Source organism: Streptomyces sp. NPDC019890 (assembly GCF_044903445.1).
Classification (GTDB): Bacteria; Actinomycetota; Actinomycetes; order Streptomycetales; family Streptomycetaceae; genus Streptomyces.
This window is the reverse complement of sequence record NZ_JBJDQK010000004.1, coordinates 451,090-471,609: the sequence shown is the minus strand read 5'-3', so window position 1 is coordinate 471,609 and position 20,520 is coordinate 451,090. Positions and strand designations below refer to the sequence as shown.

9 protein-coding genes are annotated in these 20,520 nt (G+C 68.8%); 4 read left to right on the top strand and 5 right to left on the bottom strand.

Going from position 1 to position 20,520, the window contains the following annotated elements; all coding sequences use genetic code 11:
- Positions 1–23: 23 nt before the first annotated feature.
- From ACI2LP_RS14420 to ACI2LP_RS14410, 3 genes are all read right to left on the bottom strand, one after another.
- A complete protein-coding gene (locus tag ACI2LP_RS14420) occupies positions 24–674 on the bottom strand; it encodes a SurA N-terminal domain-containing protein (RefSeq protein ID WP_404724842.1) in 651 nt (216 codons plus the stop codon).
- 192 nt (positions 675–866) lie between these two features.
- Positions 867–1,241 carry an Imm53 family immunity protein gene (locus ACI2LP_RS14415; protein ID WP_404724841.1) on the bottom strand — a complete coding sequence of 125 codons (375 nt, stop codon included), beginning with the start codon at positions 1,239–1,241 and terminating at the stop codon, positions 867–869.
- Positions 1,186–10,758, bottom strand: coding sequence for a polymorphic toxin-type HINT domain-containing protein (locus tag ACI2LP_RS14410; protein WP_404724840.1), 9,573 nt, complete (start codon positions 10,756–10,758; stop codon positions 1,186–1,188). The genes ACI2LP_RS14415 and ACI2LP_RS14410 overlap by 56 nt, the downstream gene beginning before the upstream one ends.
- Positions 10,759–11,030: 272 nt before the next feature.
- On the opposite strand from ACI2LP_RS14410, the gene ACI2LP_RS14405 reads away from it, so the two are divergent.
- Together ACI2LP_RS14405 and ACI2LP_RS14400 are read left to right on the top strand one after the other, a co-directional pair.
- The gene (locus ACI2LP_RS14405) at positions 11,031–12,953 is read left to right on the top strand and encodes a tachylectin-related carbohydrate-binding protein (protein ID WP_404724839.1); all 1,923 of its coding nucleotides are present in this window, start codon (positions 11,031–11,033) and stop codon (positions 12,951–12,953) included.
- A 72-nt stretch (positions 12,954–13,025) separates the two neighbouring features.
- The gene (locus tag ACI2LP_RS14400) at positions 13,026–14,519 is read left to right on the top strand and encodes a D-glucuronyl C5-epimerase family protein (RefSeq protein WP_404724838.1); all 1,494 of its coding nucleotides are present in this window, start codon (positions 13,026–13,028) and stop codon (positions 14,517–14,519) included.
- Here the strand turns inward: ACI2LP_RS14400 and ACI2LP_RS14395 are convergent.
- Entirely contained in the window at positions 14,503–14,934 is a 432-nt protein-coding gene (locus tag ACI2LP_RS14395; protein ID WP_404724837.1) for a GtrA family protein, read from the bottom strand. The two genes, ACI2LP_RS14400 and ACI2LP_RS14395, sit on opposite strands and share 17 nt — an antisense overlap.
- Entirely contained in the window at positions 14,931–15,908 is a 978-nt protein-coding gene (locus tag ACI2LP_RS14390; protein WP_404724836.1) for a glycosyltransferase family 2 protein, read from the bottom strand. The genes ACI2LP_RS14395 and ACI2LP_RS14390 overlap by 4 nt, the downstream gene beginning before the upstream one ends.
- A 124-nt stretch (positions 15,909–16,032) precedes the next feature.
- Here ACI2LP_RS14390 and ACI2LP_RS14385 point away from each other — a divergent pair, with 124 nt between their 5' ends.
- Both ACI2LP_RS14385 and ACI2LP_RS14380 read left to right on the top strand, forming a co-directional pair.
- Positions 16,033–18,456 carry a YfhO family protein gene (locus tag ACI2LP_RS14385; RefSeq protein ID WP_404724835.1) on the top strand — a complete coding sequence of 808 codons (2,424 nt, stop codon included), beginning with the start codon at positions 16,033–16,035 and terminating at the stop codon, positions 18,454–18,456.
- A gap of 87 nt (positions 18,457–18,543) precedes the next feature.
- A complete protein-coding gene (locus ACI2LP_RS14380) occupies positions 18,544–20,511 on the top strand; it encodes a tachylectin-related carbohydrate-binding protein (RefSeq protein ID WP_404724834.1) in 1,968 nt (655 codons plus the stop codon).
- The last annotated feature ends 9 nt before the right edge of the window (positions 20,512–20,520 follow it).

Here is a 20,520-nt window from a genome sequence, read left to right as displayed (position 1 = left end):
CGGCAAGATCGGCCGGACAGGACCTACGCACCGGCCTCGACGGGCTCCGGCTCCTTGCTGACCTGGCTGATCCAGGGAGCCTTGTAGCTGCCGAGCTCCAGCTTGTTGTCGTCCCAGACGCCGAAGCGGGGGTTGACGTCGATGTCCAGCGCCTTGGCGGCCGCGGTGAAGGCCTGGTTGAGCTTCTGCTGGCCCTCGGGGGTGTTGGTGGCGCCGAGAGCGGTGGCGAGCTTGCTGACCAGGATGTCGCGGCGTACGACGTCGTTGAGCTGGTCCGGGGCGACGCCGCGCTGCTGGAGATACATGGCGGCCAGCTGCTCCTCGCCGCCCGACTGCTGCACGAGCGCGGCCCGCGCGTCCAGGATCTCCTTGCGGTTGACCGTGACCCCGGCGTCGTCGGCGGCGCGCTGTACGACCTCCTCGACGATGAGGTCGTACAGCTTGGCGCGGCTGAGCTGCCCGCTGTCCTTGATCAGCTGGGCGGCCTGGGGCGAGCGCTGCTGTGCGGCGCGCACGTCCTTCACCTTCGCCTGGACGGTGGCCACCTCGATCCGCTCCCCACCGACGACGGCGGCGGCGCCCGGGTGGGCCTCGCTGCCGCAGGCGGCGAGGAGGGGCGCGGCGGAGAGGAGAGCGGCGGAGACGGCGAGCGCGGTGCGACGGCGGCGGTGCAAAGGAGCCTCCCGGCGTGATTGTGCTTCGGTGCACAAGACCCTGCGGTGATCGATGGTAGGCAGTCCCAGGGGTCTGGGCCACTGATTCGCCGAACGATTCCCCCGCAGTTGCGGATGCGCGGCCGCGACCTACGCCGCCCGCCTTGGGAACGGCTGGCTGCTCCCTCGGCGAGCCGGCCGTCCCCGCGCGGTTCAATCCGTCGCTGGACCGGGAGCAGCGGAGCTCACGGCGAACTCCTTGAAGAATCCGTCGACGACCCCCAGCGAGCGCACACCGCACGAGGCGTGAAAGATTTCCCCATCACTCCAGGCGATCATCCACTCGCCTTCCGGGAGCTCGATTCTCGTCCGTTCGGTGACGAGCCCCTCAAGCTCCGTCTCGGCCACGTCGATCTCAAGATGCCACCCCGGGTTGTCGATCGTGGCGATCCTGATTCCGAATTCGTGCTCCCATTCCCCGTCGCAGCAGGATGCATACCACGACTGGATGAAGGCGATCCCTTCACCTTGCTCAGGGGCAGCCGAGCGGCTTCTCCCAGTCCTCGGGGGCACGAGCGTCACCACCATTCGGGGAATTGATGTGCGGCGTGGGGATCACATCGCCGTTTGCGTTGGTGTGGGAGGGGCCTTGCAGGTCGAACCTCTTCACCAACTCGAAGGGAGCCGGATTCCGCGGATTCGTCTGCGGTGCCCACTCCGCATACTTCTTGATCCGGCCCGTCGTGCCATCTCGGAGGAACGTTGTGTGCGGCCCCTCGGCGTCGTAGTTCGGCCGCTGTCCGGGCTTCCTCCCGTTGTGGACAAGAACCGGAACCCCGTCCGCCAGCACATAGTACGTATGGGTGACGTCCACGGTGAGGTTGTAGACCGTGGCCGGCTGAGCCCATTCACGGACACTCGCGACCCGGACGCGTGCGCCCGTGTTCGTCTGGAGCCACTGGCCGGGCTTCAGCTCGTCCGTCCTCTCCCACTTGCGAAGGGAGGGGACCCAGAAGGGGTGACCGTCCGTGGCGGTGATGACCGCCGTGGCGTCGCCCTTGGCGCCATCGGTATCGACGGTGACCGCGACAAGCGACTTCTCGCCGCTGCCGATGATCGTGTCGGTCACCCGCTCCTTGGACGTCTCGCCGGTGGTGGGATCGGTGGCCATTACATCCTCGCCGACCTTGATCTCTTCGATCGGTTTGCGGGTCCCGTCGGCCATCAGCACTTCGGTGCCCCGCGCGAAGCTGTTGCCCTTGGCCCCCCGGGCCGCACTGATCACGCACTGGGTGACTTCCTGCGCGGTCTCCGCCCGGTCGACAGCGGTTTCGACCTTCTCAACGGCGTTGTCAATCTTCTTGGCGGCCTTGGCGATGTCGTCCGCGTACTTCGCCGCCTTCGAGGCCATCCGCCCGGCCTTCGCCGCCCGGACCAGGCCCGCTCCCGCGCCGCCCAGCGCCACGCCCGCGACCGTCGCGACCGCCCAGGCGCAGGCCTCCATGTCGCCCTTGGTGACGCAGTTCTTGATGTCGTTGAAGCCGGTGACTTCGCCGACCACGTTGCCGACCGTCTTGACGCCGTCCCAGACGTCGCCCCAGTCGACCGAGTCGACCGCGTTCTTGACGTCCTCGACGACCGCGCCGACCTGTTCGACGACCGCCTGGCGGATCGAGTCCGCCGCCTTGGCGGCGTCCACGATCACATTGCGGGCCGAGCTGAGCAGCAGCGCCGGAAGTCTGGGGTCACCGGTGACCACCATCGTGGCGACAGTGATCAGCGGTCTCGCCGCGGCGATGATCTCCGGGATCGGGTTGTGCTTGACCGCGTAGGCCACCGCCTCCTTGGCCTTGCGGGTGATCGCCGCTCTCGCCTCGTGGTACGCCCGGCGTGCCTGCTCGGCCTTCTCCTTGGCCCATTCGGTGATGCCGGTTCTGCGGCCGATGTCCTTCGCGATCCTGATGCCCGCGTCGACCACATGCTTCAGGCCCGACTTCTCATAGGCCCACGACGCGGCCGCGCCCAGGTACCGGCCCGCGATCCGCAGCGCCGAGAGCGGGTGGCGCACCGTGTAGATCGCTGCGTTCACGACGGCCTTGGCGCCCTTGTACGCCGCGCGGACGTACTTGTTCTTCTTGACCTTGTTCCAGGCCTTCTTGCACCAGCCGCAGCTCGGCCAGTGGCCGTCCGGGTCGGTGAAGTCCATCGGTGCGCCGGCGCCGTACGTGTACCGGTTGGCCAGGATCGACGCGCCCGAGGCGTAGGTGTACGAGTCACGTGAGTCGAAGGCGCCGGTGCCCGGGTCGTACCACCGCGAGCCCATGTTCACCTGGTCGGTGTCGGGGTCGGTGTAATCGCCCTGGTAGCCCGCGTTTCCGGCCACGCCCGAGGTGCCGAGCCGCTTGCCGAAGGGGTCGTACGCAGTCGACTGCGTCAGCGAGGCCGCCGCGCCGTTCGTCGCCGACATGTCGCCCACCACGTCGCCGTGCTTGTCGGTGACGGTCAGCTGCGCCGGGCCGGTGCCCTCCGCGACCGACATGAGCTCGTCCGCCGCGCCGCGGCCGTAGGTGGCCGAGTTGTCCTTCACCGGGTCCGGGGAGAAGCCCGCGTAGCTGAAGTCCGCGCCGTTGCGGGAAGACACCCGGTCCAGGGAGTCGTAGGTGTACTGCGTCCCCGACTCGCCCGCCTTCGTCATACGGTCGAAGGCGTCGAAGCTGAAGTTCTCCGTGAGACCGGAGCTGGTACGGGTGGCCAGCGTGCCCCGCGGAGTGTGGTCGTAGGTGAAGTCGCCGTCGGACAGCAGCCGGTTGCGCTCGTCGAACGTGGACGTCTTGGCGCCGTTCTTGATCCGGTTGCCGCTGTCGTCCCAGTCGTACTGGGTGGTCTGGCCGTCGCCCGTCCAGGACGTGAGCCGGCCGGCGTCGTCGTAGCCGTAGGTGTTCTCGCCGGCCTTGGCGGTCCCGACCGTCTTCTTCGACGTCATGTGGTCGTCGGTGTCGTAGCCGTAGTCGGTCGAGGCGACCGTGCCGCCGCCGCTGCTCTTCACCGTGTCGGTGTCGAGCCGGCCCAGATCGTCGTAGGTGAAGGAACGCGACTGACCCCCACCGTAGTTGACCGACTTGATCGCGCCCGCGCCGTCGTAGCCGTAGGTCTGGGCCACGCCGGTGAGCGGGTCCGTCGCTGAGTTCAACTGCTGCTTGACGTAGCCGAAGGTCGCCGTGCCCGCCGCATCGGTGCGGCTGGTGAGCTGGCCGTCGTTGTTGTACTCGTATGCGGCCTTGCCCGACGGGCCGTCCGCCTTCAGCAGCGCACCGCGGTCGTTGTACTCATAGGTGTTGTCGCCCTTCGGGGACGACGCCTTGGTGAGGCGGCCCGCCGGGTCGTACTGGAACTTCTTCTCCGGGGTCGCGACCTCGGCGCCGGTGCCGGTCTCACGGACCAGCTCCCCGGCCTTGTCGTACTCGCGCTCGCGCACCACGCCGCCCGGCGCGGTCAGCTTCACCGCCTGGCCGGCCTTGTCGTACGCGCTGGTCCAGGTGCGGGCCTCCGGCGACGGATCGCGCTGCGTCGACGGCTCGATCACCGACTCGGCCAGGCCGAGCGAATTGACCGTGTAGATCGTCTTGTTGCCGCGGCCGTCGGTGTAGCGGGTGCGGTTGCCCACCGCGTCGTACCCGAAGGACGTGGTGATGGACTTGCCCGCCGCGACCGGTTCGACCTGGCTGCCGAGCCGGCCGAGCGCGTCGTACGCATAGGTCGTGACCCGGTTCAGCGGGTCCGTCGACGAGGTCAGGTTGCCGGCCTTGTCGTAGCCGTAACCCACCTTGCGCAGCTGGCTGTTGGTCGCGTCCAGGTCCGCGTCCTGGACCAGCTGGCCGAGGCCGTCGTACAGCTTGGACGAGGTGCGGCCCATGCCGTCGGTCCGGCGCACCTCGCGACCGGTCATGTCGTAACCGAGCTGCGTGAGCACTCCGGACGCGTCGACCGTCCGGGTCATCTGCCCGAGGGCGTCATAGGTGAACTGGCTGACACCACCGCCCGGCGCGGTCTGCTTCACCACATTGCCCGCGTCGTCGTACTCGTTGCGGGTGGTGAAGGCCGCGGGCAGCGGCTTGCGCTCGATCTGTGTGGTGGTGACCGGGCGGTCCAGGTCGTCGTAGGTGGTCTCGGCGCGCGACCCGTTCGGGTCGGTGACCGTGAGCACCTCGCCGGTGCGGGTGTAGGTGTACTTCCACTGGGCGCGGTCGTCACCGGTGCCGACCGGCAGGTCCTTGACCGTCATCCGGTTCTGGCGGTCGTAGGTGAACTTGGTGACGCGTCCCAGCGGGTCGGTCGACTCCACGACATTGCCCAGCGCGTCGTAGGTGTTGCTGCTGGTCGGCGTGACGGTCTCGGTCGAGCCGGGAGGCGTGTACGAGGGCGCGGAGCTGGTGAGCACCCGCCCGAGCCGGTCGTACGTGGTGCGGTTGGTGTTGCCGAGCGCGTCCACCGACTCGGTCACGGCGCCGAAGGTGTCGTAGCCGGTATAGGTGGTGGGGCGCGAGGAGACGGGCGCGGAGCCGTTCGACTCGGTCTGGACGGCGGGCGAGGTGCTGGACAGCGGCCGGCCCAGCTCGTCGTAGGCGTACTCCGTCTTGTTGCCCGCCGGGTCCGTCTTGGCCTTGATCAGGCCACGCTGGTCGTAGTCGTACGTGGTGGTACGGGAGTCCGTGCCGTTCTCGATGGTCTCCGTCCTGGCGTTGCCCGCGTCGTCGTAGACATAGCGGACGGTCTCGGGCGTGACGCTGGTCGGCCACGGGACATTGGAGGCGGCGCCGTTGGAGGCGGAGGTCTCCACATTGCCGGCGAGGTCGTAGGTGAAGCTGGTGCGGCGGGCGAGCCCGTTCGGGTCGGTGACGGTCGACTTCTCGCGGCCCACGGCGTCGTAGGTGTGCTCGGTGACGAGCTTGCCGTTGTCGGCCGTCTCGCTGAGGACGTTTCCGGCGCCGTCGTACGTGTTGGACTCGACGAGAATGTCGCGCTTGCTGCCGTCGGGGTTGCGGAAGTCCTTCATGGTGATGGACTTGATGAGGTCGTCGCCGTAGTACTCGTAGTTCAGGGTCCGGCCCATGGTGTCGGTGTGCCGGGCGACCCGGCCGCCCATGTCGTACGCGTACGACTGGAGCACCGTGTAGTCGTCGTCACCGCCGTCGTCGTCCCAGTCGTGCAGCCGCGTCTCGGCCATCATGCTCCGCGCGGTGTACACGTAGGAGAACTTGTTGCCGTTGGCGTCGACCATCGAGGTCTTGTTGCCGAGCGTGTCGTACGTGTACGTCGTCTCGCTGCCCTCGGCGTCGACCGCCTTCTCCGGACGGCCGTGCTCGTCGAGCTCGAACGTCATCACCCGCGGGGCGTCGCCGCCCAGCACATCGCTGACCTCCGTGCGCACCACCTTGCCGTCGGCGTCGTACGTCGTGACGGTCTTCTGCTGGTGCTTGCCGAGCGTGACGACGTTGGTCGCCGCCGGGTCGGTGGTGGAGGCGACTCGGGAGAGCTTGTCGTAGGTGTAGGTCGAGGTGACACCGGCCGGCTGGGCGTCCGAGACCGCGGTCTCGGTGATCTTCCTGCCGAGCGCGTCGTAGGTGAACTTGGAGATCACGCCGGACGGCTCGGTCACCTGCGCCAGGTCACCGCTCTTGAAGTACTGGTAGCGGGTGACCTTGCCTCGCGGGTCGGTCGTCGTCAGCGGCAGCCCGGTGGGTGTGTTGCCGCCGCCGACGGCCGGCTCGACGCCGGTGGTGTACGTGTGCTTGACCGTTCCGCCGTCGGCCGTGGTCTGCTGGGTCAGCGCGCCGCTGGTGTTGTACTGGTACTGCGTGCGGAAACGGTTGTCCGTCGGCCCCGAAGAACGGCCGTCGCGGGACTCGGTCGGCTGGTCGGCCCTGAGGTCGAAGTCGCCCGATGCCACCGGATAGGTGGTGTACGAGGTCTGGCAGTCGTCCTTGGCCCGGCAGGTGGTACGGCTGTTCACATTGCCGCGGTCGTCGTAGCCGAGGGTGACCTTGTCGCCGTTCTCGCTGGTGATCCCGGTCTGGAAGCCGTTGTCGTTGTACTCGAAGAGGCGGATCGCGACGCCGTCGGCAGGGTGCCTGATGAAGTCGGGTTCGCTGCCGCCGTCACCGGGCGGGTTGGTGCAGAAGGCCGGGTCGCCCGGGTCGGGCTGGGTGCAGATCTGATCGGGCGGGTTGCTGCCGGACGGGGACGGCGACGGTGTGGCGCTCTCGCGGGCGCCGAGCGCCATCGGCTCGCCGTAGCGCAGCATCCTCGAGGTCATGCCGTCGTACTCGTAGAAGTACGGGGCGTCCATCGGGTCGTGGACCTCGACGGTGCGCCGCAGGTCCTTGTCGTTGCCGAAGACCGCGGGGGTACCGATCTTCCAGGTGCCGCCGTTGCTGTCGGTGTACTCCTCGACGCGGTCGCGGGAGGTGTCGTACTGCACCTCGGAGGCGATACGGCCGGAGGGCAGCGTCGTCTTCGTCAGTACGTCCGCGGTGCGGGTGCCCTCGCGGTAGTGGCCGGCGACGGCGGCGGAGCCGAGGGGGTGGTGGTAGACGGCGACGTCGTCGATGGTGCCGGCGAAGGACTTGGCGCCGGTGGTGCCCCAGCCGGGCCAGGAGGCGGGTGTGGTGGCGTTGGCCGCACCGATCTGGTTGTACGTCAGATCGCCCTGCACCAGTTGCTTGCCGGTGCTGGTGCCGGACAGCTTGCCGTCCAGGTAGAGGCTCTGGGTGGGGCCGGAGGCCGACAGGACGGCGTGGTGCCACTTGCCGTCGTTGACGTTCTTGGTGATGTCGGTGATCGGGGCGACGGTGCCGGTCGAGAACTGGCCGCGCAGCTTGCCGTCCGTGCCGACGTAGAGCACCGGGAGACCCGTGGTGGGCGCGGTGCCCCAGGCCTTGTTCTGGTAGCCGACGAGCGGTCCGCCGACGCCGGTGGCGATGGTCTTGAACCACACCTCGACGGCCGCGTCACGGCTCTTCTTCAGGGTGCCGGTGGGCAGGTCGACGCGTGAGGTGGTGCCGTTGAAGGTGGCGGCGGTGCCGGGGTCGCCGGTGATCGCACCGGGCGCGCCCAGGGTGACGTTGGAGTAGGTGCCGCGGTCCTTGCCCAGGTTGGCCTCGATGGTGCTGTTCGCCGCCGCGCCCTCGTCCTCGCCGAGCCGCCAGTAGGACTCGGGACGGGAGTCGAGGACCGTGGTCCCGTAGTGGCTGCCGGAGCCGTGGGTGTACTGCGTGCAGCCGCCGTTCGGGTCGCAGACCTTGTCCAGCAGATCGCCGGTGTAGGTGTACGACCAGCTCAGCGGGGCGCCGTCGACGGCGGTCGTCGAGACCTTGGTGACATGCGCGCCGGTCCAGGTGAACGTCAGCGAGCGGTTGCTGCGGGCGTTGACCGCGGTCGAGAGCTTGCCGCCGCTGTAGGTGTAGGTGACGGCGTTGGAGTACTGGTCGGTGACCTTGCTCAGCAGACCGCCGGTGCTGAAGTCGTATGTCGTGCCCGACTTGTCCTGCAGCTTGTAGGTGTTGGCCGTGGAGTCGTACGTCAGCTTGGCGAACCGGCCCGGCGGCGGCGCGAAGGTGCCGTCGGAGTTCTTGCCGAAACGGACGTCCCGGCCGTCCGGGTAGCGGATGACGACATTGCCGGTGCCGTCGTCGTCCGGGGTGAGCCGCATGTCGTAGCGGGTCGACCAGCCGGCACCGAAGGCGAGGTCACGCCGCGGGTCGAGGCTGTTGTACGTCCGCACGAGGGTGAGCTCGGGGCCCACGCCGGTGATCGAGGCGTCGATGGCCGCCGAGGTGAAGTTACCGACGTTCGGGTCGAATTCCTTGCCCTGCGCCTCGGAGAGCCGGGAGGTGATCTCGGGCTGCGGGACCGCGGCCACCAGGGCGATCTGCGCGGTGGGCACCTCGTTGGAGGCGTCCTTGACGAAGCCGCGCCACAGATAGGTCTTGCCCCACTTCAGCCGCCCGGCCGGGACCGGATAGGCGGAGCTGGTCTGGTAGGCGGAGGTGGTGCAGCCGGTCGGCTTGCCGTCCTTGTCCGCCTCACATATCTCGTACTTGTACTGGAGCGCGGAGCCGGGGGGCGCGTCGATGTCCACACCGCTCGCCCACAGCTGCGGGGTCAGCGTCTGCGCCTGGTAACCGTTGGGCGGGGTCTGCTCCTTGACCACCGGGGCGATGTCGAAGACCTGGAGCGTCAGCCGGCCCGGCGGCACCTGCTCGTCGGTGAAGACCTTGCCGCCCTGGCGCACCATCGTGAAGTCGAGCAGATACGTGCCCGGGGGCAGCGCCTTGATGGTCGCGTCCAGGGTGGTCTTCGCGCCGTACGCCACATTGCCGGTGAGATTGGCCGCGCGCTGCTGGGTGACCAGCTTGCCCTTGGAGTTGTAGGCCCGGTACGCGAGGTAGTAGGTGCCCGGAGTCCAGGTCTCCGCACCCTTGTTGGTGACGGTGACCTTGACCCTGCCGGCCTGGTTCTGCAGGACCGGCGGGTCGGGGACGGGCTTGGGGAAGGAGTAGCTCGCGCTGTACGGGGAGTGCGTGACGAACAGCTTCGGCGGGTTGGCCGTCGAGTGGCCGGTCAGCTTCTTGAACGCGAGCGAGTCGGAGGCCGAGGCACGCAGGGACAGACCGTAGTTGGGCTGGGTGCCGTCCACCCAGCGCTGCACCAGGTCGCGGCCGCCCTTGCCGAGGTCGAAGAGCTCACCGGCGGCGGGGCAGGCGGACTGGGACTGGCCGAAGCCGATGTAGCCGTACGCGAAGGACTTCGAGGCGAGCGAGCCGCCGACCGCCGGACCGGGGTAGGAGGTGCCGGTGCCGGCCGTCCAGGACTCGGTCACCGGGTGCACGGAGACCGAACGCGGCTTGCAGGACGCCGAGTCGAAGTTCACGATCTGCAGCTGCGCGCCGAAGATGCGGTGGCGCCTGAGCTCCTCGTCGAGGCCCGGGAAGCCGAGGAAGGAGTAGGTGGCGCCGGTCGGGCTCTTGCCGACCTGGAGTTCGCTGGAGCCGACGACGGACGCGCCGCCGTTCCTGACGTACATCGAGGTGGAGGCCGCGGTGGTGTCGACGGAGGGGTCGATACGGACCGGGAAGGCGCGGGCCGGGTCGGCGAGCCAGCCGGCGTCGGTGCTCACCTTCAGGGCCTGGCCGCCGCCCTGCTCGATCAGTTCGTAGCGGACGGCGTGCGAGACGGCGCCCTTGGCGTCCTCCATGAAGCCGGCCGGGATCACTGCCTTGGTGCGGCCCTTCGAGTCCGCGAGGACAATCGTTCCGTCACCGGCACGAGCGGTGAGGCCGCTGAGGCTGAGCGGAAAGACAAAGCTGGTGGGGGCGTCGGCGGAGCGCAGGACCAGGGTCTCCTTGACCCCGCCCGCCTGCGAGTCGAGCCACAGGTCGGTGCCGGGCAGGACCTTCTCGTAAGCGACCCGGTTGCCCTCGGCGCTGCCCATGGCGTCGGCCGCGCCGCTCAGCCCGTAGCCGAAGGACTCACCGGAGGGGAGGGTGACGGCGGCGAGCTGCTGTGCGTCGGCGCGCTCGGCGATCCGCAGGCCCACGGAGTCGGCGGCGTTGACCCAGCCGCCGTTCTGCTCCACCAGGTCCGCGTTGATCGGACGCCAGACACCGCGCTCGTCCTGGTAGTTGATGGGGGTGGTGGAGAGCTCGCTGGTGCGGGTGCCGTCCTCGTTGGCGTACATGCGGCTGCGCGCATCACGCTCGGAGACGATCTCCTGACTGGTCCTGCGGTCGAAGCCCTTGAGCTTTTGGGCGGGCGGCGTGGAGACCTCGGCGGTGTTGCGCCCGGCAGCGGGCCTGGCCGAAGCGGGGCTCTTGAGGGGGTACTTGGAGCGCAGCGACTCGGGGGCCTCGGTGTTGCCGGGGCCGCCCACGCCGTGGCTGCGGCCCTCGGCGCTGCCCCAGCGCTGGCCGGGGCCCTTCGCGGCGGCGGGCGCATCCGGGAAGAACGGGAAGCCCACGCCTGCCACGGCGAGCGAACCGACGGCGATCACCAGAGCGACGGAGATGCCAATCGCCTTGGACCATCTGCTGCGGCGCAGCCTGGTCATCAGGAAATTGCGCGCGAGTCTCCGGTACACCGGCGGTCCCCCCAGAAGCCAAAAGCGAATGTGCACACAGAGCCTGACTGTTTGTGATGACCATGTCGACTGCTTGTGTAGACCATTCACCTGAGCGTTATCGTGTCGTGATCATCAAGACGGCATCCGCCCGTAATGTTTCAAGGTCACCAACGACGGCCCAGCTGACGGGGGGGCTTCCGCTCGGAGCCTCAAGAGGCAGCCGTGCAGGCTCATTTGACGGATGGACAGCGAGGACTCACATGGCATTCACCTTTCACCAGGGGCGTCGCACTCTGACGGCAGCAGCCACGGCCGCCGCCGCCGCACTGCCCCTGCTCATCGCGGCGCCGGGCACGGCACAGGCCGCGGAGGCGGCGACCTGCGCGCCCAACGGCAAGACGTATGTCGTCAATTCGGCGGGTTCTTTGCTTCAGTACACGATGGCGACGCCGCTGACGGGCTCGACCTTCTCGGCGTACAGCACGGCCGGCGCGGGCTGGGGGGCCTACGGCAAGGTGCTCGCCGGGCCGAACGGGGAGTTCTACGCCTTCAAGTCGGACGGTACGTACTACGCCCACCGCACCGACAGCGGCACCTGGGACATAGCCCCCAAGAAAATCAGCACCGCCCTGGGCTGGCTCGGGAACGCCGCGGACCACGAGCAGGCCACCGTCGACCGTGACGGCTGGCTGTGGGTGGCCGACAACCTCGGTCAGCTCTACGCCTACCGGTACGACTCGACGATCGGGACCAGCGGCGGACTGAAGTCGCTCAAGATCCTCGACAAGGGCTGGGACCGCTACAACCTGATCACCGCGGGCGACAAGGGCGTTCTGTACGGGCGCGCCACCGACGGCAGGCTGTACCGCTCCCGCTACGACGTGACCAGCCAGCGCTGGATCGAGCGTCACGTCCTGGTCGGTTCCGCGGCCTGGGGCAACTTCAAGACCATCACCGCCGGCGGCGGCGACACCCTGGTGGCCGTGCAGACCAGCGGTGAGGCGCTGTACTACCGCTACGACGAGAACACCCGCACCTGGCCGGTCCTGGCCAAGCAGGTGGCCGCGGGCGGCTGGCAGAACTTCCCCAACATCACCTCCAGGCCCGACAACTGCAGCCTGGTCGCCGGCCACACCCCGGCCGCACCCGCGGTCCCGCTGGAGAACTACAGCCGCGCCTCGGTCATCCAGTCTTCGGTCGGTTCGCTGGAGTTCGCGTACACCGACAACATCGGGCGACTGGTGCACGGCCGGATGCCGGACGCGTCCAACACCAACAACGTGCAGTGGACGACGATCTCGGGGACCGAGGCCTTTGCGGGGACGCCTTCGCTCGCCGAGCAGGCCGACGGCCGGGTCGCCGTCACCGCGCACAACACCTCGGGCAGTGTCTGGCTGCGCAACCAGGCCGCCAAGTCCAGTGCGGACTGGGCGAACTGGAGTGACCAGGCGGGCGCGATGGCGCAGCACGCGGTGACCGCGAAGACGTCGGGCGGTCTCCTTGTGCAGTTCTCCGTCGACGCCGACGGCAAGCCCTGGTACCGCATCCAGACCGCGGCGAACGCCGACTTCATGGGCTGGATGCCGCTGGCCGGCTCCGGCTTCGCCGGGTCCTTCAGCACCGTGGCCGTGCGCGACGGCATCCAGCTCTTCGGCAAGGGCGCCGACGGCACGCTGTCCACCGCCCTGTTCAAGGACGACGGGACCCTGTCGGCCTGGACCTCGCTGGGCAGCCAGACGGTCACCGGCACCCCGGCCGTGGTCGTCTATCCCGGCTTCCGTATCCGCGTCTTCGCGACGGACACCGCGGGCAGCGTGGTGACCGCGACGCAGTCCGCCGAGGGCGGGGCGTACGGCGCGTGGACCCAGGTCGACACGGTCGCCGCGGCCGGCTCCCCCAGCGCCGTGATCTCCCCGCTGACCGGCCTCACCGAGATCGTCGTGCGCGGCACGGACGGCTACATCCACAGCACCGGCGAGACCACCCAGGGCTCGGGCGTCTGGCGCACCTGGAAGTCGGAGAGCTTCGAGACCTCCGCGACCGAGCCGACGGCCTTCACCTACACCAACAGCTCCGGTCCGACCTGGGCGTTCTCCTTCCGCACGGCGGACAACCAGACCCGGGTCTACCAGGTCCAGCCGAGCTCGGCGTTCGCCGCGCGCTCACTGCCCGCGCCCGAGTAGCACCGACCGGCCAAGCACGACCGCGGGGGCGGCCCCTCCGGCCGCCCCCGCACATTTTCGACGGGAGAATCCATGACCGAGGCGAGGCATGACCACCTCAGCCGCAGGACCTTCATACGGCTTACCGGAGGTGCCGCGGCCGTCGCCGCCGTGGGGATCGGCGGGCCCTTCGCCGGGCCCGCGCACGCCGACGACGTACCCACCACCCTGCCCTTCGAGTTCAGGACCAGCGGCTACACCTGCGCGAGCGATGTGCCGGACGCGATGCAGCCGTGGCGGGACCGCAACGCGGCACGGGTGGACACCGCTCCGCACGACGCCGAGGGCATCCGGATGTTCGAGGTGGACGGGAAGCTGTACGACCACCCGGTCGGCCAGATCCAGTTCGGCCTGCAGAACATCACCAGCTATCGCCAGACCAAGGACAGCTTCTACCTCGAGAGGGCCAAAGCCCAGGCCAAGCGGCTGACCGACCGGCGGGTGGAGGCACGCGGCGCCTGGTACTTCCCGTACCCCTTCGACTATGCCCATGCCGTGCACACCGGGATCACCTACAAGGCCCCGTGGTACTCCGGCATGGCCCAGGGCGAGGCGCTGAGCCTGTTCGCACAGCTTGCACAACTGGACGGGGTCTCGGCACAGGAGCGGGCCGGCTACCGAGCCGCGGCCGACGGGGCGTTCGCGTCACTGCTGCGTGCGGACGACGCCAAGCCCTGGGTGGTCGCCAAGGACAGCGCGGGTTACCTGTGGATCCACGAGTACCCGATGGACGCGCCGGGCACGTCGGACTACACGTACAACGGCTTCATGTTCGCCACGCTCGGCCTGTGGGACTACCACCGGCTGACCGGGAATCCGCTGGCCGAGCAGCTCTTCGACGGCGCGCTGACCACCTTCAACGCATACTTCCCGAGCATGCGCAACAAGGGCTGGCTGTCGCACTACTGCCTGACCCACAGCATCGCGACCTCGTCCTACCACCCGGTGCACATCAATCTGCTGCGCCAGCTGCACTGGCTCTCCGGCAGCGTGCGGCACGCCTATCTGTCGGATGTGCTGATGGACGACTATCCGCACCCGCATCTGGGAGCGGACGGCGGCACGATCGCCATCGGTGCGGGCGGCCACACCTTCTACAAGTTCGACGGAACGGGAGCGGTCACCGCGACCAAGGATGTGTCCTTCACGCGTGACACCCAGGCGCCCGCCTCCCAACGGGTGCGTATCGAGGGACGCGGCATCCACTATCTGATCAAGGAAGGTGCCTACACGGGCTGGTACCTGCCCGAGTACTTCCCCAAGGTGTATCTGCTGGGCGAGTGGTTCCGGTCCGTGTACCGGCCGCAGCGGGTCGCCACATTCCCCGCGAACCTCAGCATCACCTGCACCAAGGTGGCCTCCGACGGCACCGTCGAGGCGACGAGGACGGTCGAGTTCGCCAAGGACTCCAACGCGCCCTTCGACCGCAGGTCGATCGTCAACGGCCGGCCCATGGTGCAGATCACCGCGGGCGCGCTCACGGGCTTCTGGGCTCCCTGCGCCCAGGTCCTCACCGACGGGCGCTGACCGGTGCCGGCCCCTCGCGGGCCGGCTCCGGCTCCCGCCGCGCCCGCTCCGGCCGCAGCATGATCGCCCGCGAGACGACAAAGGTGATCGGGACGGCGGCACCCGCCGCGATCAGCGGGGCATAGCGGCTGCCGAAGTGCAGCACGTCCACCAGCAGATAGACGCCGCTCGTCGTGACGACGAAGTTCGCGGCGTTGGTGAGCGGGAACAGCAGGAACTTCCGCCAGGTGGGCCGGGTCCGGTAGGTGAAGTACGAGGTCAGGAAGAAGGACCCGACCATGCTGAGCGCGAAGGCGACAACATGGGCCGCGACATAGGGCAGCCAGGTCAGCAGGGCCAGATACAGGCCGTAGTACGTCCCGGTGTTCACGACACCCACCAGGGCGAATCTGACCATCTGGACCTGGACTGTCATCGTCTTACGAGCTCCCCCGTGCGTTTGTGCCGGTCCGCTTCCCGCTGCTCGGGAAGACCGGCGTTGGTGGCCTTCACCAGGAAGTGCGGTCGCCGCTTCACCTCGTAGTAGATACGGCCGACGTACTCGCCGACCACCCCCAGCATCAGCATCTGGACGCCGGCGAGTGCGGTGACCGCCACCAGAAGGGTGACATACCCGGGGGTGTCCACGCCGTTCACCAGGGCGACACCGACGATCCAGGCGGCATACGCCATGGCGACGGTGACCAGGAGAAGCCCGAGATAGACGGCCGCGCGCAGCGGCTTGTTGTTGAAGGAGAGCAGTCCGTCGAGCCCGTAGTTGAGCAGTTTCCCGAAGCTCCATTTGGAGCGGCCCTGCTCACGCACCGCATTTTCGTACTCGAAGGTCGTGGTGCGGAATCCGACCCAGGCGAAGATGCCCTTGGAGAAGCGGTTGTACTCGGTGAGTTCGAGGATCGCGTCCACGGTACGGCGCGACAACAGCCGGAAATCGCCCACGCCGTCGACGAGCTCGACATCGACAAGGCGGTTGATCAGCCAGTAATAGGCCCGCGCGGTGACGGTGCGAGTGACCCGGTCGCCCTTGCGGGTGCGCCGCGCGATGACCTGGTCGAAGCCCTCCTCGTGCAGCTGCAGCATGCGCCTGACCAGCTCCGGAGGGTGCTGGAGGTCGGCGTCCATGATGACCACGGCGTCGCCTTCGGCATGCTGGAGACCGGCCAGCATCGCCGCCTCCTTGCCGAAGTTGCGGCTGAAAGAGACATAGCGGGTGCGCGGGTCGGCCCCGGCGATCTCCTCGAGGAGAGGAAGGGTTCGGTCCTGGCTTCCGTCGTCCACATAGACCAGCTCGAATTCCTGCCCGAGCAGGGCGAGTTCCGTGGTCACATGGTCGTGGAAGCGGCCGATGATCTCCTCTTCGTTGAAGCAGGGGACGACTATCGAGATCAGCACGGAAGAACAACATCCCACCCGAATGTCCGAGGTGGATTCCTCACATGACGCGTAGGCGACCATCCAGTGAACTGGGCTTCCTGCGGCATGTTTTCACGAGCGGCGCTGGCATATTCGAGTCATCATGACTCTGCAATCCGCGCGCGGCCGTGCCGCCGCCCTCGCCGCGCTGATCACCGTGGTGACCGTGTGCGCCGGTGACGCCGTGGCCCGCAGCTTCCCCTTCGGGCCGAAGACCCGCAGCGTGAACGACCTCGGGAATCAGTTCGTGCCGTTCCACGCCCATCTGTGGGATCTGCTGCACGGCCGGGCGGACGGCGGGCTGCTGCTCAACTGGCAGTCCGGGTACGGCACCAGCTTTCTACCGGACCTCGGGACCTATCTGACCAGCCCCTACTCGGTACTGGTCGGGCTCTTCCCGCGGGACGAGATCGACCTCGCCGTCTATGTCATCACGCTGCTGAAGATGGCGACGGCGGCCGCGGCCATGACCTGGCTGCTGTTCTGCCTGCACCGAGGCGGACGAGAGGGCGGCCGCTGGTGGATGGCGGCGGTCCTCGGCGGCTCGTACGCGCTGTGCGGCTGGTCGGTCGTCGAGGCCTCGTACAACCCGATGTGGATGGACGGCCTGGTCGCCTTCCCTCTGCTGTGCCTGGCCGGCGAGTGGGCGCGCACGGGACGGCGGCCGCTGCTCGGCCCGCTGATCGTCGCGGTGGCGTGGATCGCCAACTTCTACACCGCCTACATGGCGACCATCGGGGCCGCACTGGTGCTCGCGGTGCGGCTGCTGCTCGCGGATACGGACACACGGGAGCGGATGCGGGCGCTGCTGCGGGCCACCCGGACCGTGCTGCTCGGGGTCGCGCTGGCCGGGCCCGTGCTCATCCCCGTCTTCCTCGGCTCCCGGCACGCCTATCCGGGGTGGACGAAGCAGTTCGCGCCGGCCGGCTGGGCCGATGTGTTCGCGCGCACGCTGCCCGCGACGTACAGCTTCTTCACTCCCGCCGTCTTCCTGGGCACCGGTGCGCTGCTGCTGGCGTGCACGCTCGCCTTCAACGGCGCGGTCCCGCGGCGCGAGCGCTGGGTGTGGACGGGGCTGGCCATGGCGGTCGCGCTGTCCCTGCAGTGGGCTCCGACGCATCTGGTGTGGCATGTCTTCGCGACGCCCAACGGCAGCCCGTACCGGCAGACCTTCGTCTTCGCCGGAATCCTGGTGATCGCCGCCTGGGTGTGTCTCTCGTACGACTGGCCGGGATGGCGCGCCCTGCTCCGCGGCGGCGCCGTGGTGACGGTGATCGCGCTCGGGGGCGCCACCAGTGAGCTGGTCACTGTCTGGACGTTTCCGCTGTTCGCGGCCGGGTTTGCCGCCGTCGTCGGCGGTCTGGTCCTCGCCAGGCGCGGCAGGTACGCCGTTGTCGCCGCGCTGCTGCTCAGCGGCGCTCTGGTCGGCCAGGCCGCGGCGACCACCGCATACTCCGACCGGATGCGGCTCGGCAGGCTGGACGACTACCCGGCCTGGGGCGAGGCCCACAGCGAGCGTGCGGCGGCCGTGGCGAAGGCCGACGGCTGGCCGCGCTACCGCACCGACCCGGGCCGCGACCAGCTCACCGGGAACGATCCGGTCCTGGTCGGCGGCCAGGGCGGCTCGTACTACAGCAGCCACACCCCTGATGTGTACACACGCACGCTGGCCGCACTCGGCGCGGGCTGGACCTCCAACGGCCGCAGTGTGCAGTCCCTCGACAACCCGGTCACGGACGCGATCTTCGCCGTCGGCGCACGGGTGCGCACCGCGCCCGGCGCGCACCCGGAAGTGATCCGGGCCGACCGGACGCCACCGCTGGTGACCGTGCGGCCGCCGGGGGCCGAGCCGCGCTATGACTGGAACCCGTTCCGCAACCAGGAGAGGCTGCTCGGCTCACCGGTCTACAGCGCCCCCGTGGGCGGCTCCTGTCCGGTCGGCAGCGAGGTCTTCCTCTGGGCGCCCAACTACAGTGGCAAGGCCAGGCTGGGCGACTCCCCGTGGGTGACGCTGCGCGGCGGACAGCCCAAACGGCGTGCCGCGCTCACCTCACTCGGGACGGTGAACTCGCCCGGCCAGAAGGTCGGTTACAGCAAGGACCCGCATCGCACGACTCTCGGCTGTCTGGACCGGGCGAAGCTGACCGCCGCCGTGGACCGGCTGAAGACGACGGGCGCGGGCTCGGTCGAGGTCACCGACAGCGGTGTACGGGCCGAGCTTCCACCCGGCACCGAGGGAACGGCCGTCCTCGCCGCGCCCCGGATCGCGGGCTGGAGCTGCAACGGCAAGCCCGCCGGCTCCTATCTGGGGCTCGTCGCCGTACCGCTGGACGGCTCGTCGACGACGGTGGACTGCACCTTCCGCCCGCCCGGCCTGAAGGCGGGCTCGGCGCTGGGGGCCGCAGGCCTGCTGGGACTCGTACTGCTTGCGCTGCTGCCCAGGCCCCTCAAGCGCTCGCGCCGCACTCCCGGGACCCCCGAAACCATCGGCATCACAAGCAACAACCAACTACAGCAAGCACATTGACTGTTCATCAACTCGTGATCTACCAGTGGATCTTGTTCATCCGAAGGCCACCGCACCGTTCACCTGCCGACGCCTAACGTCCAGACCATGACAAGGACTTCACCCCGTTCACACATAGGAAGCACGGCACTCACCGCCGCCCTTGCCGTGGCTCTTCCGGTGCTCGTGGCACTGCCCGCCGGCACCGCCCAGGCGGCCAATGCGCCGGTGACCTGCACCGCCACCGGCCCCACGTACACGCTGGACTCGGCGGGCAAGCTGTACCGGCAGGACATGCCGACCCCGCTGACCGGCGCAGCCGTGCCGACCGGCAGCGCGATCGACACGACATGGACCGGTTACGGGCAGATGATGGCCGGACCCGGCGCCACGTTCTACGGGATCAAGTCGGACGGCCTCTACTACTCCCACCGCATCAGCTCGTCGGCGACATGGGACGTGCACCACAAGAAGATCAGCTCCGGCTTCACGGAGTTCAAGGCCGCGGGCAAGACCGATGAGATCACCACCGACCGCGGCGGCTACATCTGGACGCTGGCCGGCACCACCGGCGGTCTGCGCTGGTACAAGTACGACGCCACCGCCGGGGACTTCATCACCGGCAGCGGAAAGATCGTCGACATGGGCTGGGACCGCTACGACGCGATCTACGCCGGCGACAAGGGCGTGCTGTACGGCCGCTCGGCGACCGACGGCAAGCTCTACCGCTCGCGCTACGACGTGACCAGCCAGCGCTGGATCGAGCGGCACGTCCTGGAGTCCGCGGCCGACTGGAGCGACTCCAAGACGATCACCTCCTTCGGCGGCGACACCCTCTTCCGGGTCAAGGGCAACGGCTCGGTCGCGTACTACCGCTTCGACGAGGGCATCCGGGACTTCCCGGTCTACAACAAGCAGATCGAGGCGAGCGGCTGGGCCGCGTTCACCTCGGTGTCCGGCGCGCCCGACCCCTGCCGCATCGATGTCAACCACACCCCGGCCTCGCCGTCCGTGCCGCTGGAGAACTACAGCCGCGCCTCGGTGATGCAGTCCTCGGCCGGTTCGCTGGAGTTCGCGTACACCGACAACATCGGCCGCCTGGTGCACGGCCGGATGCCGGACGCCTCCAACATCAACGATGTGCTGTGGACGACGATCTCCGGCAATGAGGCCTTCACCGGCCAGCCCTCGCTCGCCGAGCACACCGACGGCCGCGTCGTCGTCTCCGCGCACAACACGTCCGGCAGCGTCTGGCAGCGCAACCAGGCCGCCAAATCCAGTTCCGACTGGGGCAGTTGGATCAATCTCGCGGGCGCGATGGCGCAGCACGTCGTCACCGCGAAGACCCCCTCCGGTCTGCTGGTGCAGTTCGCCGTGGACGCGGACGGCAAGCCCTGGTACCGCATCCAGCAGCGCGCCAATGTGGACTTCATGGGGTGGACGCCGCTGGCCGGCTCCGGCTTCAGCGGTCCCTTCACCGCCGTGACCGTACGGGACGGCATTCAGCTCTTCGGCAAGAACGCGTCCGGCGTGCTGAGCACGGCGCTGTTCAAGGAGGCCGGAACCATCTCCGCCTGGTCGTCGCTGGGCGCGCAGGCCATCACGGGCACACCGACCGCGGTCGTCTACCCGGGCTACCGCATCCGGGTCTTCGCGACGGACGGCCTCGGCAGGGTCGTGACCGCGTCCCAGTCCGCCGAGGGCAGCACCTACAGCGAGTGGACCGCCCTCGAGGGGCTCACCGCCAACGGCTCCCCCAGCGCCGTGATCTCCCCGCTCACCGGCCTCACCGAGATCGTCGTACGCGGCGAGGACGGCTACACCTACAGCACCGGTGAGACCACCCAGGGCAGCGGCACCTGGCGCACCTGGCAGCAGGCCTCCTTCGAGACCTCCGCCACCGAGCCCACCGCGTTCACCTACACCAACGCGACCGGCCCGACCTGGGCGTACTCGTTCCGCACGGCCGACAACCAGACCCGCGTCTACCAGGTGCAGCAGACCGCCTCGCTCAGCGCGATGCGCGCCGAGGACAAGGCGCCGGCCTTCGCCGGCCGCGCGCTGCCCCGTCCGTAACCGGTACAC

Coding starts and splice junctions, on each gene's coding strand:
- ACI2LP_RS14415 (WP_404724841.1), bottom strand. CDS start 1,241: ATGGTGGTGACGCTCGTGCCCCCGAGGACTGGGAGAAGCCGCTCGGCT.
- ACI2LP_RS14410 (WP_404724840.1), bottom strand. CDS start 10,758: ATGACCAGGCTGCGCCGCAGCAGATGGTCCAAGGCGATTGGCATCTCC.
- ACI2LP_RS14405 (WP_404724839.1), top strand. CDS start 11,031: ATGGCATTCACCTTTCACCAGGGGCGTCGCACTCTGACGGCAGCAGCC.
- ACI2LP_RS14400 (WP_404724838.1), top strand. CDS start 13,026: ATGACCGAGGCGAGGCATGACCACCTCAGCCGCAGGACCTTCATACGG.
- ACI2LP_RS14395 (WP_404724837.1), bottom strand. CDS start 14,934: ATGACAGTCCAGGTCCAGATGGTCAGATTCGCCCTGGTGGGTGTCGTG.
- ACI2LP_RS14385 (WP_404724835.1), top strand. CDS start 16,033: ATGACTCTGCAATCCGCGCGCGGCCGTGCCGCCGCCCTCGCCGCGCTG.
- ACI2LP_RS14380 (WP_404724834.1), top strand. CDS start 18,544: ATGACAAGGACTTCACCCCGTTCACACATAGGAAGCACGGCACTCACC.